12 protein-coding genes and 1 tRNA gene are annotated in these 14,998 nt (G+C 43.8%); 7 read left to right on the forward strand and 6 right to left on the reverse strand.

Features of this window, described 5'->3' with window-relative positions:
• The first annotated feature begins 73 nt into the window (after positions 1 to 73).
• The 4 genes from AC4II3_RS12065 (at position 74) to AC4II3_RS12080 (ending at position 2,020) form a co-directional block, all read left to right on the forward strand.
• A complete protein-coding gene (locus AC4II3_RS12065) occupies positions 74 to 943 on the forward strand; it encodes a M48 family metallopeptidase (RefSeq protein ID WP_488006767.1) in 870 nt (289 codons plus the stop codon).
• Positions 922 to 1,005 (forward strand) — tRNA-Leu (locus tag AC4II3_RS12070). Before AC4II3_RS12065 ends, AC4II3_RS12070 begins: the two co-directional genes overlap by 22 nt.
• Positions 1,006 to 1,027: 22 nt before the next feature.
• The gene (locus AC4II3_RS12075; RefSeq protein ID WP_488006769.1) at positions 1,028 to 1,321 is read left to right on the forward strand and encodes a hypothetical protein; all 294 of its coding nucleotides are present in this window, start codon (positions 1,028 to 1,030) and stop codon (positions 1,319 to 1,321) included.
• Positions 1,322 to 1,372: 51 nt separating this feature from the next.
• Positions 1,373 to 2,020 carry a class I SAM-dependent methyltransferase gene (locus tag AC4II3_RS12080; protein ID WP_488006771.1) on the forward strand — a complete coding sequence of 216 codons (648 nt, stop codon included), beginning with the start codon at positions 1,373 to 1,375 and terminating at the stop codon, positions 2,018 to 2,020.
• Positions 2,021 to 2,105: 85 nt separating this feature from the next.
• Here AC4II3_RS12080 and AC4II3_RS12085 read toward each other — a convergent pair whose 3' ends face one another.
• Positions 2,106 to 3,200: a RuBisCO accumulation factor 1 gene (locus AC4II3_RS12085; RefSeq protein ID WP_488006773.1), complete on the reverse strand. Its 1,095-nt coding sequence runs from the start codon at positions 3,198 to 3,200 to the stop codon at positions 2,106 to 2,108.
• Between the two features lie 561 nt (positions 3,201 to 3,761).
• On the opposite strand from AC4II3_RS12085, the gene AC4II3_RS12090 reads away from it, so the two are divergent.
• A complete protein-coding gene (locus AC4II3_RS12090; RefSeq protein WP_488006775.1) occupies positions 3,762 to 5,000 on the forward strand; it encodes a DUF445 domain-containing protein in 1,239 nt (412 codons plus the stop codon).
• Between the two features lie 79 nt (positions 5,001 to 5,079).
• Here the strand turns inward: AC4II3_RS12090 and AC4II3_RS12095 are convergent, their stop codons facing one another.
• Positions 5,080 to 6,078 carry a glycosyltransferase family 2 protein gene (locus tag AC4II3_RS12095; RefSeq protein WP_488006777.1) on the reverse strand — a complete coding sequence of 333 codons (999 nt, stop codon included), beginning with the start codon at positions 6,076 to 6,078 and terminating at the stop codon, positions 5,080 to 5,082.
• A gap of 998 nt (positions 6,079 to 7,076) precedes the next feature.
• On the opposite strand from AC4II3_RS12095, the gene chlP reads away from it, so the two are divergent.
• Positions 7,077 to 8,312, forward strand: coding sequence for a geranylgeranyl reductase (gene chlP / locus AC4II3_RS12100; RefSeq protein ID WP_488006779.1), 1,236 nt, complete (start codon positions 7,077 to 7,079; stop codon positions 8,310 to 8,312).
• Between the two features lie 135 nt (positions 8,313 to 8,447).
• On the opposite strand, the gene AC4II3_RS12105 is transcribed toward chlP, so the two are convergent.
• Together AC4II3_RS12105 and AC4II3_RS12110 are read right to left on the reverse strand one after the other, a co-directional pair.
• Positions 8,448 to 9,185, reverse strand: coding sequence for a response regulator transcription factor (locus AC4II3_RS12105; protein ID WP_070394338.1), 738 nt, complete (start codon positions 9,183 to 9,185; stop codon positions 8,448 to 8,450).
• A 329-nt stretch (positions 9,186 to 9,514) separates the two neighbouring features.
• A complete protein-coding gene (locus AC4II3_RS12110) occupies positions 9,515 to 10,336 on the reverse strand; it encodes an acyl-CoA desaturase (protein WP_488006781.1) in 822 nt (273 codons plus the stop codon).
• A gap of 76 nt (positions 10,337 to 10,412) precedes the next feature.
• Between AC4II3_RS12110 and AC4II3_RS12115 the strand changes: the two genes are divergently transcribed.
• On the forward strand, positions 10,413 to 11,648 hold the full coding sequence (locus tag AC4II3_RS12115) for a methionine gamma-lyase family protein (protein WP_488006783.1): 1,236 nt from the start codon (positions 10,413 to 10,415) through the stop codon (positions 11,646 to 11,648).
• Between the two features lie 46 nt (positions 11,649 to 11,694).
• On the opposite strand, the gene AC4II3_RS12120 is transcribed toward AC4II3_RS12115, so the two are convergent.
• Both AC4II3_RS12120 and AC4II3_RS12125 read right to left on the reverse strand, forming a co-directional pair.
• The gene (locus AC4II3_RS12120) at positions 11,695 to 12,987 is read right to left on the reverse strand and encodes a tetratricopeptide repeat protein (RefSeq protein WP_488006785.1); all 1,293 of its coding nucleotides are present in this window, start codon (positions 12,985 to 12,987) and stop codon (positions 11,695 to 11,697) included.
• Between the two features lie 124 nt (positions 12,988 to 13,111).
• Positions 13,112 to 14,791: a S8 family serine peptidase gene (locus tag AC4II3_RS12125; protein WP_488006786.1), complete on the reverse strand. Its 1,680-nt coding sequence runs from the start codon at positions 14,789 to 14,791 to the stop codon at positions 13,112 to 13,114.
• Positions 14,792 to 14,998: the final 207 nt, after the last annotated feature.

Here is a 14,998-nt window from a genome sequence, read left to right on the forward strand (position 1 = left end):
CAGAGATTTTGGGGAAGTCCTAGACTAATAAGTAATGACTAATGACTAACGACTAACATATTATTTTCAGCTAATGACTAAAACATCACTATTTGGTCTGAAGGCAGATCATTTCCGTCATCCCCTAGATTTGGAAGCAACCACAGCCCTGAAACAGTTGCCAGGGATAGACTTGGTGGTGCGAAATTTACTAGGTCCTGTGGCGGAACAGTTTTTTTACCTGAACAATATTGCTGCTAGTGTCTTGGTGGGAGAAAATCAACTGCCCCATCTTCATAAACTACTCGAAGATGCCTGCACAACTTTAGATTTAGAGCCGCCTCAACTTTATGTGCAGCAAAATCCTGCTCCCAATGCCTATACCTTCGCTATGCGGGGTAAGCAGCCTTTCATTGTCTTGCACACCTCTTTAATTGATCTGCTGACACCAGAGGAAATTCAGGCGGTTATTGCCCATGAACTGGGTCATCTCAAATGTGAACATGGGGTGTACCTGACACCGCTCAATATCATGGTATTAGCGGCTAGTTTAATTCCGAATTGGGGGATGCTCATTGCTCAAAGCATACAGGAGAAGATGTTAGAGTGGCTACGATGTGCGGAATTTAGTTGCGATCGCGCTGCTTTACTGGCTACTCAAAATCCGAGAGTGGTCATGTCTGTATTGATGAAACTGGCTGGTGGTTCCCCAACTCTGGCACCACAACTGAACCTAGATGCGTTTATCGCTCAAGCTAGGGCTTACGATAGCGCTGGTGATACTGAGCTGGGTCAAGTACTCCAACAAATGCAGATCTCTCAACTGAGCCATCCCTTACCTGTACTACGGGCGCGAGAAATTGACCGTTGGGCAAGTTCTCAATCTTATCAGTCCTTGTTAAATCAGCAGCTAATTAGTTATAATAATGGAGATGCCCAAACGGGCGGGTGGCGAAATTGGTAGACGCACCACACTCAAAATGTGGCGGCCTTATGGTCATGAGAGTTCGAGTCTCTCCCCGCCCACTGTAACTAAGGGGCAAGATTAATGGCACAACGACTAAAACGGTGGGAATCGCCCCGCCGCCAAGGACGTAACTGGAAAGGAAAAGGAGGCTCTGCACGGCGCAAACAACTGAAAAAACAGACTCAGATGCTGCGGCGGAAGCTTAAGGAAAGTCGGAAAGCACTCCAAAACCGAAACCAAGACAACCAAAATCAAAACCAAAATCAACGATGGGGAAGAGATATTAATGCTCTTCCCTATTTTTTTTGTAGAACCCTGTCTAAGCGGTTCAAAATATTCCTTGCAATAACCCAAACTCAGAAATACTTACCATAAACTTCATAAATCTTTATAATATTCTTAACAAGATAGATATTAGCTCATACAATGATCTACCAGCGCCTTCAACGCAGTAAATTGGATGAGAGCGATGATGCTCTGTTCTATTCATTTCCACGGTTTGTGACTCATGTCGATGAGGGCTTTATCGATCAGCTGGTAAACCTCTACCGGGAGCGACTACAACCCAACACCCGCATCCTCGATCTTATGAGCAGTTGGGTTTCTCACTTACCAGAAGACATTGAGTTTGCTTATGTTGAGGGGCATGGCATGAATCTGGAAGAATTGGTCAAAAATCCTAGACTTAATCACTACTTTATCCAAGACTTGAATCAAAACCAGCAATTGCCATTGCCTGACCAAGACTTTGATGCTGTACTGATTGCTGTTTCAGTTCAGTATCTTCAGTACCCGGAAAAAGTTTTTGCTGAGATTCATCGCGTCTTAAAACCAGGGGGAATGGCAATTATTAGCTTTTCTAACCGAATGTTTTTTCAAAAGGCGATTCAGTCCTGGCGAGATGGGACTGAGCAAAGTCGAGTGGAGTTAGTGAAAACCTATTACGAGTCTATTCCTGGATTTAGTTCGCCTGAGGTTGTTGCTCGACCCTCCCCGCTTCCTACTTTTCTCCTACAGCTTGGGATCACTGGAGGCGATCCATTCTATGCAGTGCTGGCTAATCGAACTACCTGAGCCTTTTGATGAAAAGGGTTTTGTTGATGGTAATTTTTAACAGTCAATAAAAAAGCAATTAACTAACTTAATAACTAATGACTAATTACTCATCAATTTGCCAGACATCTTGACTCAAGGCTTCATCCAGAATTTTTTTCGGTCGTAATACTAGGATGAGGCGTCCCAAAAAACTAACATCAGGAGAATCTGGAAACCACTTAATCTCTAACTGTCCTGATTCTTCAACCAAAAAGTAGCTGTCCCCATCCCACTGCTGCTGTGAGCGGTCAATAATAAGCAAAATCTCTTCAGGTTTGTTATTCTGTTGAATAGGCAGCTGATTACTGTTACACAAAATCACCACTGGATCTTGTGCCTTCAAAACTACCTGCCAGCCGGGTACTGCCACGAAGGTCTGCTCTCGAAGCCCTTTAACTATATTGAAAGCACCGGTATAGTCAGTTTTAGGAACCTGGTTGAGATCAGCTATTGTCAGGGGTAAGGATCCTACTACGGGAAGCAAGCGGGGTAAATCTTCTTCAGCTTCGAGGCGGTATATAGGTAATCTGGGAGCTGGACGCTGAGTGCTACCAAACGCTCCTGTGAGTAATTCTTCGATTTGTTGCCGAGCTTGTTGAGTATGAGCAAACATTAAGCCTCGGGCAATCAAACGAGAACGTTCTTGCAAATCATTGTGTTGTTTGGCAAGTTTCCAATACTGATAGGCAACAGCATCTCCAGGATGATTGGTGAATCCCTCCGGTGGACGGCTTCTGCGGGAAAAGGTCTTGAGTGCTTTGGCAACTTCATGGGCTCCTTCGGAGTTCAAGTTTCTAGCAACGAGAAATTCAGCAGCAGCAGCTCGTTCCTCTTGGGTGAGAATCCGCAACTCGTACAGGGAATCGCTACCAGTACTCTCAAAACGCGATCGCACTGCCTCGGACACCCCGACTGTAATCAAACTTGTATAAACCTGAGATGCCACCATCACTTGATTCTGTTGAATTGGCTCAAACCCAGTTTCTTCAAAAATTACCTGAGAACTGTAGCCAGCTTTCTGTAGCTGCTGACAGGCTTTACCCCACTCCACCCAGTTGCGTTTTTTGCGCCGCAGTAAGTTTAATAAATCTTCAGCATTTATCTGTTCTGAATTGGTTTGAGGGTGACTTTCAGGAGAGTCTGGTGGTACTTCAGTCATGGTTTAAACAAAAAGAAAACGAACAGTGCCATCAACGGCAATGTGTATTATATCCCGTTAGGGTTTAGTGTGGCAGGATGTCACTTTTGGAAAAAGCCTACAATAGAGATTGGGCATGAAATCAATTCTTGAAGTATAAAAGATGAAGATAGCAAGTGTAAAGGCAGCAAGGATAAAGGTGAGGGATGGTGCATCTTTGAATTAATGCTCAAGCCTACTAATTGTTAAATAACCGCAGCCATATATAGCGGTTATCATAGTAATGATGTACATAGGTTTTTTTCCCTATTCCCTATTCCCTATTTCCTATTCCCTTCCCCTCCTGGGAGGGGTTAGGGGTGGGTTCCTATTCCCTATTCCCTATTCCCTATTCCCTTCCCCTCCTGGGAGGGGTTAGGGGTGGGTTCCTATTCCCTATTTTCTATTTCCTATTCCCCAAAGGGCGGGGTACCTCACCTATTTCATAAATGCTATCACTAGTGTACACTTCTGACTTTATCCATCATACTTCAAACTTGCCGATTACCTGCTTTTCAAGTTCTACACAACTCGATTTTTGTTTTGGATCTGTTTAACTTGTTCTTGTTGTTTGTTCCTCCTATAGCTGGGGGAATTATTGGCTATTTCACCAATGATTTAGCCATCAAAATGTTGTTCCGTCCCTACAGACCAATTTACATCGGTAAGCGTCAGCTACCTTTTACACCAGGTTTAATTCCCCGCAACCAGGAACGGCTGGCTAAGCGAGTGGCTGACACTATTATGGGTTCTCTGCTGACGCCAACAGAGTTACAGCGTTTGGCAAAGCGTCTGCTGCATACTGAACGTGTGGAAGCAGCGATATTGTGGCTATTAAACTTAGCGCTAGATCAAGTCCGGTCGGATAAGCAACAGAAAACAGCTCATATTCTTGCTGGGATTCTCCGAGACTTGATAGGGGAATCGTTGCCACGTATGCTAAAAGTCTTAGCTCGTCGTAAGGATTTCCTAGAAGCCCAACTTAACCATATTTTTGACCAGATTTTATTGGAGTTTCGACTGGATCAAGAACAAGCTCGGAAGCTTTCTGAGTGGATCTTAAAAGTAGTACTCCCCCCAGATATTTTGCGACAGGCAGTTATTGATTTCCTAACTGACCGCAACATTCAAATCATTGATGAAGACTTTCGGGAAAAGTCCAGTGGGACATACTGGGTAGTGGCAAATTTATTTGGTCTGCGCAATGCTTTGATCCGCCTGCGAAGCTTTTGCCTTGACGAAAAAGAAGCGACTAATGCTCGCATCGAAGAGTTAATTGTGGCTCTAGGAACTCGCGATCGCTTGCGGGAATGGTTGCAAAATGTTTCATTGCAAAATCTGCCTTTGTCAACAGTGAGACAACTACGGAAAACGATGCGGGATTCGGTGCGTGCTTATATTCAAGAGGGGGGTGCTGGATTTATACAAGGATTAAATGAATCTATTGACTGGGAAAAAGTGTCTGTGTTAATTGTTAATCGGCTCCGAGAGTCAGCAATTATGACTACATCGTTGACAATGATTAGCAAGGAACTTGCTTTGGTTATAGAGCGCTACCTAGAGGAGGATTTGGAAAAAATTATGACTGAAGTGATTCCGATTTTATCTATTGATGAGGTGATTGTTGAACGGGTAAACGCTACTTCTCCAAAAGATATGGAAATCACAATTCAGACTTTAGTAAAAAGTGAATTACAAGCTATTGTGAATTTAGGGGGTATTTTAGGGGTGATGGTGGGACTATTTCAAACAGTGTTGCTGCTGTTGACAGGAGGAATTTAATCAGGAATTTAATCAGGATACTGTCTAGAATTTATCCTGAGCCTGATCCTACGGAACGGGAGGTTTATCCCAGTTTATGCTAAGACCGACGGCTAATGATGGATAAAAGTTTACGAGAACGGGGACCTCGGTATCTTTCGTATAGTAAAAAGTTTGGTATCATCGTTCGGAACCAATAGAGTAAATTTAAGAACCAACGATTATTAGCTTTAATTTTGCCATTGAGCAGATACACTGGTAATTCCACTAAGTTAGCCAGTCTGGTAAAACTTTCCTGGTCTTTTTCCTCAAAACTTTTTTCTATCAAGTATTTAATACTTTTCTGGCATAATTTAACTAATTTTTGGTGATTTGTCAAGACAATTTCAAAATACTTAATGTAAGACTCCCGCATCAGTGAGCTATTATCGGTGAGATTGAAGCGGTGTTTTCTATAATAGGCTCCGATGATTGGAGTATGGACAAATCTGACGTTCCGTTGCAGAAGTTCCAATACCCATTCTCGATCCTCACAGGCTTTCAGGTGAGTATCAAAATTTCTCTGCTCTAAAAGTTTTTTCTTGAACAGCATCGATTGCTGTAACAATGGAAAAGGAGAGTCTGCCAGAAAATCTGGACAAATTAGCAGTCGTTCGATTAGCTGTTCTTTGGTGAGAGCACCAACAACATGAGGCTTGGTTTCAATAATGTTTTCGTTTTGATCAACATAGACCCGTTCGTAGTCAGAGTAAAATACTATATTATCACCAGTTACCTCTAAACAGCTCAATTGGAATCTGATCTTATCTTCATGAATCCAATCATCAGCATCTAAGAATTGAATCCATTCTCCAGTGGCTTTATCAGCGCCAAAATTACGAGCAGACGAGACGCCTCCATTGTCTTTATAAAAGTACTGTATCTGTGGGTAGGAGTGGACTAACTGATCAGCAACTTGGCGGGTATTATCAGTAGAGCCATCATCGACAATAATGCATTCAATCTGGGAAAATGTTTGCGCTAGTACACTCTTTACTGATTGTTCGAGGTACTGGGCTTTATTAAAGGTGGTGATAACTACTGAGACAGATGTATTCATGAAATAAATTATTTATACCATAGGTTAAAAGTCAGTAATGACCAAATTTTGTTGGCATTAGCTGGTTGGTAGTCTTGGATTAATTTATAAAAATCTGGTCGAAAAATACTGGTTTCAGGTAATAATTTGAGCGACTGACATACATCATCCCAGAGGTAATCTCTGAGCTAAGAGCCAAAAGGCGATAGCCAGCCGTACTTTTTAGGCTTTTGCACTACTTCTGAAAGAAGATATCAGAAAGTAGACCTCATCAACCGCTTGTCTGGCCGCCAAGCTACTTTCCTGGCAAAAGGCTATAGCCATAGCATACTCGACGAATTGGTAATTTTAAAAGGGGGTAGGGGGTTTTAAGGCTGCTTTAATACTGGTCTTATGGGGTATTATGCACCCTGATGGGATTTTGTTCAGCTATGGTAAAATCCAAATCCATGTAGAGCAGCGCATCTTGGTTGCTGATGGGTGCATCTCATGTTTTTCAAAATATAATTAATAAAGAATCCTAATAACTATTAACAGATAATTAGCAGCCGTTTTGGGTTCATGAGATTAATGAGTATAACCTTCTTGAAAAGAATGATTTATTAACATAAATTATATGAACTCGCTAGCAGGCACGGAAGAAACTAGAACGCTAAATTCAGTAGTTCCAAAACGCGAGTCTCGGAGCATCTGCATCTGTAGTCCTACTTTTAAGAATTGCTATTACTTTGCCGAGTTGCCTACATTATCGATATTTTCTCTTATTTTCCAACAGCTCTAAGGTCGGTCTAATTAAGAGTTAACCTTAACAATTGCTAACAATTTACAAGAACAATTAACAATTTATAATTAATCTTAACAATTGATCGGTAAGGATGAAAATGACCAATCACAGCCGTACTTGTTAAGTAATGTAACGAACTTTTGTTAAGGTGTATTGCAACTTGACCCCAAATATTAGGGAAGCTTCAGATCAAAGGAAAGTCCATGATAGTATGCATTCCGTAGCTTAAAAAACCATGGGAGAAAACATGCCAGCACTAAGGGTTGCAGTAGTTGGTTCGGGACCAGCAGGCTCTTCTGCTGCCGAGACGTTAGCTAAAGCAGGAATCGAAACCTATTTGTTTGAGCGTAAGCTGGACAATGCTAAGCCCTGTGGTGGTGCGATTCCACTATGTATGGTGAGTGAGTTTGACCTGCCACCAGAAATTATTGACCGGCAAGTGAGAAACATGAAGATGATCTCACCGTCTGATGTTGAAGTTGATATCCATATAGAAAAGGAAAACGAATATATTGGGATGTGCCGTCGCGAGGTGCTTGATGGGTTCATGCGCAATCGTGCGGCTGAGTTGGGGGCTAACTTAATTAATGGCACCGTTTATAAACTCGATATTCCCACCAGTAACTCTCAACCCTATACCATCTATTATTCTGACCATTCTGATGGCAGTGTTAAGGGAATCCACAAAACCTTGAAAGTAGATGTGGTGATTGGAGCTGATGGGGCAAATTCCCGGGTTGCCAAAGCAATTGATGCTGGGGATTACAATTATGCGATCGCATTCCAAGAGCGCATCAGTCTGCCAGATAACATGATGAATTACTACCAAGACCTGGCAGAAATGTATGTGGGCAATGATGTCTCTCCTGATTTCTATGCTTGGGTCTTCCCTAAATACGACCACGTTGCCGTTGGAACCGGCACTATGAGGGTAAACCAATCCCTGATCAAAAAGCTACAAGCAGGGATTCGTGCCCGTGCGGCTAAAAAACTTGTGGGTGGGAAAATTATCAAAGTGGAAGCCCATCCGATTCCTGAGCATCCCAGACCTAGACGTGTAGTTGGTCGGGTAGCTTTGGTAGGTGATGCTGCAGGAACAGTCACTAAATCCTCTGGGGAAGGGATTTACTTTGCGGCTAAATCAGCTCGGATGTGTGCTGAAACCATTGTCGAAACCTCTAACGGGGGTAGCCGTATCCCCACAGAGAGTGACCTCAAGCTTTACCTGAAGCGCTGGGATAAGAAATACGGCATGACTTACAAAGTCCTAGATATTCTACAACGAGTTTTCTATAACTCCGATGCTAGCCGAGAAGCTTTTGTAGAGATGTGCGCTGACAAGGATGTGCAGCGGCTGACCTTCGATAGCTATCTCTATAAAACTGTTGTACCTGCTAATCCTCTTGTCCAAATGAAGATTACAGCGAAAACAATTGGTAGCTTGTTGCGGGGCAATGCCTTGGCTCCCTAGAAGTTGATCAATTTTTGATCAGAAGTAGCCAAATGAGTAACGGTGAGAAAGCTTACCCCCGGCTTAAGGGCGGGGGCTTTCCCATCTAGGTTAAAAACTTCGATTTGTAGTAGCTCTGACATTACCAAGTTCATCCTAGGCAGTCGCCGAATTCACTTCTAGGGTCTTTTCTGTATTGGGTAACTCTAAGCAATAACCTGCTCCATAAACGGTTTTGATGTACTTAGGATGGCGGGGATCAGGTTCTAGCTTGGTTCTCAGGTGACGAATATGCACTCGAATTGTTTCGATATCATCGTCAGGGTCATACCCCCAAACTTCTTTAAGGATTTCGCTGGGAGAAACCGTTTGACCATGGCGCTGGAGTAAACAGTGCAGTAGTTCAAACTCCAGATGGGTCAGTTTCACGGTTTTATCAAACCAAATCGCCTCAAACCTTTCTGGTACCAGGGTCAAAGGACCATAGTTCAGGATTTCCGTATGCTTAGCAGCTTGGGGAATTCGGTCTGTGCGCCGTAGTAATGCTCGCACTCGCGCCAGCATTTCTTCGAGTTCAAAGGGTTTGGTGAGATAATCATCGGCACCAGCATTAAAGCCTTCTACCTTATCTTGGGTTTGACCTAGGGCAGTCAACATCAATACTGGAATATCGGAAGTGCGTTCATCCCGACGTAACCGTTGGCAGACGGTGAAGCCATCTACCTTAGGTAGCATCAAGTCTAGCATAATCAGGTCTGGCTGCAGTTGCAGAGCTAGAGCCTGACCCTTGATGCCATCCATTGCTTGACTAACATCGTAGCCAGCCATCTCCAAATTGATGGTGACTAATTCTGAAATTGCGGGGTCGTCATCGATGACCAGTATCCGGGGCATCACTAAGGAGTTGTTGGTAAGGTTGATCGGTTAACGTTCGATAAGAACAATTTGAGATTAGTAACAATACTTATATGATTATAAAGGCAGACTTTACGTTTGTTGTAAACAAAAGCTAAGAATTTTTAAGATTTTTGAATTTTCCGAGAAACTCCCTAAACCTCAGTGCTAGAGTCATAAGTCCTGAGTAGACAGGATCGATTCATAGTGCTTGCACTGTTGAAACTGGAGTAAGCTCTGCTGGTCAGCAGGGTTCACCACTTACCCCTGAGAACTGAATCCGCTCGGCAACTAGCAGGGTAGTACTCAAGGTACCACCCTGGGGGAACTTACGTCTGTTCAGGACTAATCAGTTTCACGTTTTTGGCTAAACCCAGCTGTTGTAGGAACTGAATCGTCATCCAAGTCAGGTCAATTTCCCACCATTTAATGCCATGCCTTGCAGAATACTGATAAGCATGGTGATTGTTGTGCCAGCCTTCACCATAGGTGAGTAGGGCTACCCACCAACAGTTTTTTGAGCTATCTTTAGACTCATAGGTGCGATAACCAAATTTGTGAGTAGCACTGTTGACAAACCAGGTACAGTGAAACACAAGCACTAGGCGCATAAAAATCCCCCACACCACAAATGGCCAGCCACCGAGGGCATACAGCAACAGTCCTAGAAGCACTTGAATCAGCACAAAATACTTGTCCAAAAACTGATAAACCCGATCTTCAGAAATATCTTTCGTGAATTTAGGAATGTCCTGATCAGCAGGAATTTTATGCAACATCCAAGCCATGTGACTCCACCAAAACCCTTGATGGGAGTCATGAGGATCCGGTTGGGTGTCAGAGTGCAAATGATGGATGCGATGTAGTCCTACCCAATCGATCACTCCTCCTTGACAGGAAATGGTACCACAGAAAACTAGGAAGTATTCTAACCACTTGGGTGTCTGAAAACTGCGGTGGGTCACTAAGCGATGCCATCCCAGAGTTACCCCCAAGCCCCCTGTCACCCAGTGGAAAAAGATCATTAAGCCCACTGCTGTCCAGTTAAAGTTGCTCGGAAGTAAGGCAAACAGCGCTGCTAGGTGAATAAAGGCCATATAGGTAATAACGACCCAATCTAAACGAAGATTATCTGAAGTAGCAATTGTCATGCAGTAAGTCTAATAGGATACAAATTGTAATAACCCGCTCTCTTTGATCTAAAATTTCGAGGCGCGAATTTTGGGAATGAACAGCTCTCAAAGGCTGCAAGCAGCAGAAAAAGCACTATTTCCGATTTTTTATGGTATTGACACCGCCGTCAAGCAAAATCTCAAAAAGGTACTGAATTCTTTTCGAGCACATCGTGTAGGAGTGCATCACTTTGCTAGTGTTTCAGGCTATGGACATGATGATTTAGGACGTAAAACTCTCGACATGGTATTTGCTGATGTCATGGGAGCTGAAGCGGCAGCTGTGCGCGTACAATTTGTGTCCGGAACCCATGCGATCGCATCTTGCCTGTTTGGGGTATTGCGTCCTGGTGATGAAATGCTAGCGATTGCCGGTGCCCCTTACGATACCTTGGAAGAGGTGATTGGTTTACGGGGTGATGGTCAAGGTTCCCTACTAGAATTTGGGATTCGTTACCGCCAGTTGTCCCTAACTAGTGACGGAAGTTTAGATTGGTCAGCCTTGGCAACAGCGGTAGGAGAGAATACCCGCCTGGTTTTCATTCAGCGTTCCTGTGGGTATTCTTGGCGAAAGAGTCTTTCTATATCAGAAATAAAAAAAATTGTCAAGCTTGTCAAACAACAAAATCCTGATACTATCTGTTTTGTCGATAACTGTTACGGGGAATTTGTAGAAGAGCAAGAACCGACAGCAGTAGGAGCAGATTTAATGGCGGGTTCCTTGATTAAAAATCCTGGGGGAACGATTGCTACTGCTGGAGGCTATGTGGCTGGAAAAGCTGACTTAGTTGAAGCGGCTACCTGTCGTCTGACTGCTCCAGGGATTGGTAGTTCAGGTGGGGCAACTTTCGATCAGAATCGATTGCTGTTTCAAGGATTATTCCTAGCTCCCCAAATGGTTGGTGAAGCCCTCAAAGGGAGTCATGTAATCGCTCATACTCTTTCAGAACTTGGTTATCCGGTCAATCCCCCACCGGGGGTACCCCGTCGGGATGTGATTCAAGCCGTTGAGTTGGGTTCAGCGGAAAAATTAATCGCTTTCTGTCGAGGGATACAACAGCATTCTCCCGTAGGTTCCTACCTCGACCCTGTCCCAGCCGCAATGCCTGGTTATGAGAGTCAGTTAGTGATGGCTGGGGGGACTTTTATTGATGGCAGTACCTCAGAATTTTCTGCCGATGGTCCCCTCAAAGAGCCTTATATTGTGTTTTGTCAGGGAGGAACTCATTGGACTCATATTGCGATCGCATTAGAAGCTGCCATTGAAGCAATTGGAACAGCTGATAGCTGAATGATTGCTTGTTGCTAGTCTTATCAATAGTTCAATTACTCTAGCGCTATCGTTCTAAATCTTTGATCACCTTCTCCCAATACCACTTTTCTGGCATTCCTGGGAATTTTCCTTTAGCCAAATCAAGTAGGCGTGTTGCGATATCCGATTGTCCTCCGACCAGTCTTAGTAGTCTTTGTTGCAACTCCCTACTAGGTTTGGTATTTGATGGTGCTTGTGATTCTCGATTGCTCGACCCCTCGGTCAGTTGTAATGGCTGTAGCTGTTTGAGTTTATCTAGCAGTTTCCGATAATTAGTCCAGTCTTGTTGATCGAAATACAGGTTTGCCGCTTGTTGATAATCTTCAAATGCTCCCCGTATATCCTCAAACTTTTCACGAGCGGTTGCCCGATAACGATATGATTGAGCATCATTGGGTTTAAGAGTAATAACTCGCGAATAATCTTCGATGGCTTGCCGATAGTCTCCCATCTGGATATAGGCATTACCCCGATGAATCAAGACATCCCGATTTTCCGGATTGCTTTGTAGTAACTTGGTCAAGTCATCAATAGCTCCCCGGTAATCCCCCAGTTCAATGCGTACTAACCCTCGATGGTAAGAAACCTGAGTATCTTGGGGATTTAGTTCCATGGCTTGACCAAGGTCTTGAATGGCTCTGCTGTAATTACGAAGTTTGCAGTGAACAATACCTCGATAGCAATAGGCTTGAGCATTTTTGGGGTCAACCTCAAGGAGCCAGTTGAAATCCTCTAAGGCTTCTCGGTACTTACCTGTGTTAACTTTATTGATTGCTTGATTGCAAAAATCGTTAGTCTGGGCTCGACCTAAAGCTAATAGTTGCTGTTGTTGAATTTGATTGATACTGTCAAGACAACGACGACAATTTAATTTATCTTTTTGCTCTAGGTAGAGCTGAGCTGCTTGTTTAAATGATGCGATCGCAGACTGATTATCTCCTAACTTACGGTAGGCACTACCCTGAAGCTTACAAGCAGCAGGCTGGTTAGGATTAATTTTAAGTATTTGATTGGCATCTTCTATTGCTCCAGTGGCATCTCCGAGTGCCAATCTAGCCAAACCCCGCCCGAAATAAACTTCAATACTTTCAGAATTGATTTGTAAAGCCTTAGTATAATCGGCGATCGCACCTTGTTGATCCCCTAAGTCAAAGCGAGCCATAGCTCGTTTATAGTAGGCTTCGGCGAAGTTCGGATTAATCTCTAAGGCTTTGTCAAATTCCTTAATTGCTTCGTTCAAGTCTCCTTGACGAATTTTATCTATTCCTCGGTAGTAAAACTCTGCTTCCATTGCTTGTGACTCTGAATCAACTACCATTGCTACTTTAGTTATTTTATTATTATTTTTTTTGTGATGTTGATGGTAAAAATTTTAGAAAATTCATGAGTTTCCCGGATGTCAGGAAAGTTTCCAACTTTCCCTATCTTCTCCATCTTGCTTGTCATTGGGCATCTGGAACTGTCCACCAAGCTAAAGCATAAGCTTGAGACGGCTGATTAACCTGTTGTTGATACTCAACCCGAATTTTATAGCGACCTTGAGCCGGAACTTGGCAGAAAATATGTTCCACAGCATCCGCTTCACTTATTGAAGCACAGAGGCTTTTGGTAGTGTCCTCTTCTCCCACTGGCATTAAATAGAGGTCAAGATTATTCAAACCGCGATCGCTAAAACTCTCCCCAACATCATAAGCATCATTATTATTGTCATCCTCTAACTCTACCAAACGGTCCCAAGCGAGAGTTAAGGAGATAAAACTTCCTTCTGCTAGGGGTTTTGTTAACACATAGTCCTGATAAGATGATTTTTCCACAGTACGGTAATCCCAACCGACTGGTGGCACTCCAATGCCGCTGGGACTCCATTGGCCGAGTTTAAATTGCTGGTAAGCTCGAAACCCATTGAGATGTCCTGTCCCCATCTGCATATCCAGAGGAATTTTGGGGTCTTGGTAAGCATCAGATTCTAACCAGTGGTGATTATCCTTTGCCCGAATCGTGCGGCTCATGCCTAGTAGCATCCCATCACCGAGATCTTGGATTTTGTCAGCAGAATTAAGTAACACTGCCTTCATTACTTCATGGCGTCGGGAATCTGTACTCCAATTCATCCACAAGCGATGCAGCCCGGTATTGGGGGTTTCCGCCCTGAGGGACTCCATCAAGAATAGTTTTTCTTGTCTTGAGCGCAGCTTGCGCAAAGCGGAATCACCAAATTCCTGTAGCAATGCTACAGCACCAGTGATATGGGGAGCAGCAAAACTGGTACCACTGACCTGAGTCACTTTACCTTTGAGGTCATATAACGATATCTTGTTGCCAGGAGCTACCAAATTAATGGAGCGGCGGGAACCAACATTAATTTCTTGCCGAATCATACGACGACCAATACCAACGGGTAAAGCACTCAAGTTAGCAAAGTCTACTTTATTAAAAACTCCCTGACGCTTGGCTGTGTATGCTGCATTGATACCATTAAAATTATCTGTGGGAATCGGAATTCCCCCTTTGCCTTGGTTGCCAGCAATCACATACAAGACATCATGCACCCGAGCTGACCAATCGATACATAGAGTTAACAGCGCATTGCCATCCAGCACCGCTTCCTCCCTGGGGTCCCGCTGTAGGGATTCACCAAAACTAAAATTAATTGCCCGCACATCTGAGCCATTTTGCTGAGCAATATGCTGAGCCGACAGGCACTCTTCTGGTTGTCCACTCCTAGACAGGGAGCCAACTGCTGAAGCGTAGAGTTTTGCCCCAGGTGCTACTCCCCGCAACCCTTTGTCTCGACTAACCATCACAGCGGCTACCATAGCTGCATGTTCATCAACATGGGTATTCGGTTGTGCTGGGGTGTTGCGATAGAATACTCCCGCAGGAGTTACTGTCCGATTCTTGACAGCGGCCTTATCCTTACCAAATAATCCAGGTCTACCAATTTCCACTTGCCCAATGGCAATTTTACGACCGCTTAAATTATAGGGAGGTTGGTGTAACCGATAGACATTAATACCAGCTTCTGAGATTGATGTATCTAATCCCAAGGCTGGGGCGATTACCCCTGAGATGCTTAAACCACCCAATAGCCATACCAGTGTTTTTTGGATCGGAATTTTCATAATTGTTTACACAGAGCAGGTTGATTGATGTCCGACTACTTAGCCATTTCCCCAAAACTTAGCTAGATCTAGCTATAGCGTTTCTCATAATTGTGAGCTACACAAGATTTTTTCCCTGTTCCCTCTTTTCCCCTCCTGGGAGGGGTTAGGGGCTCACAGGGGTAGGTTTTTAACTTTGACCTCAGGTGTGGGGTGTGGGTTGTGGGG

Source organism: Moorena sp. (assembly GCF_982860115.1).

What these genes read in the sequence shown, in the direction of transcription:
- AC4II3_RS12065 (WP_488006767.1), top strand. Translation starts at nt 74, where the DNA reads ATGACTAAAACATCACTATTTGGTCTGAAGGCAGATCATTTCCGTCAT.
- AC4II3_RS12075 (WP_488006769.1), top strand. Translation starts at nt 1,028, where the DNA reads ATGGCACAACGACTAAAACGGTGGGAATCGCCCCGCCGCCAAGGACGT.
- AC4II3_RS12080 (WP_488006771.1), top strand. Translation starts at nt 1,373, where the DNA reads ATGATCTACCAGCGCCTTCAACGCAGTAAATTGGATGAGAGCGATGAT.
- AC4II3_RS12085 (WP_488006773.1), bottom strand. Translation starts at nt 3,200, where the DNA reads ATGACTGAAGTACCACCAGACTCTCCTGAAAGTCACCCTCAAACCAAT.
- AC4II3_RS12095 (WP_488006777.1), bottom strand. Translation starts at nt 6,078, where the DNA reads ATGAATACATCTGTCTCAGTAGTTATCACCACCTTTAATAAAGCCCAG.
- chlP (WP_488006779.1), top strand. Translation starts at nt 7,077, where the DNA reads ATGGGAGAAAACATGCCAGCACTAAGGGTTGCAGTAGTTGGTTCGGGA.
- AC4II3_RS12105 (WP_070394338.1), bottom strand. Translation starts at nt 9,185, where the DNA reads ATGCCCCGGATACTGGTCATCGATGACGACCCCGCAATTTCAGAATTA.
- AC4II3_RS12110 (WP_488006781.1), bottom strand. Translation starts at nt 10,336, where the DNA reads ATGACAATTGCTACTTCAGATAATCTTCGTTTAGATTGGGTCGTTATT.
- AC4II3_RS12115 (WP_488006783.1), top strand. Translation starts at nt 10,413, where the DNA reads ATGAACAGCTCTCAAAGGCTGCAAGCAGCAGAAAAAGCACTATTTCCG.
- AC4II3_RS12120 (WP_488006785.1), bottom strand. Translation starts at nt 12,987, where the DNA reads ATGGTAGTTGATTCAGAGTCACAAGCAATGGAAGCAGAGTTTTACTAC.
- AC4II3_RS12125 (WP_488006786.1), bottom strand. Translation starts at nt 14,791, where the DNA reads ATGAAAATTCCGATCCAAAAAACACTGGTATGGCTATTGGGTGGTTTA.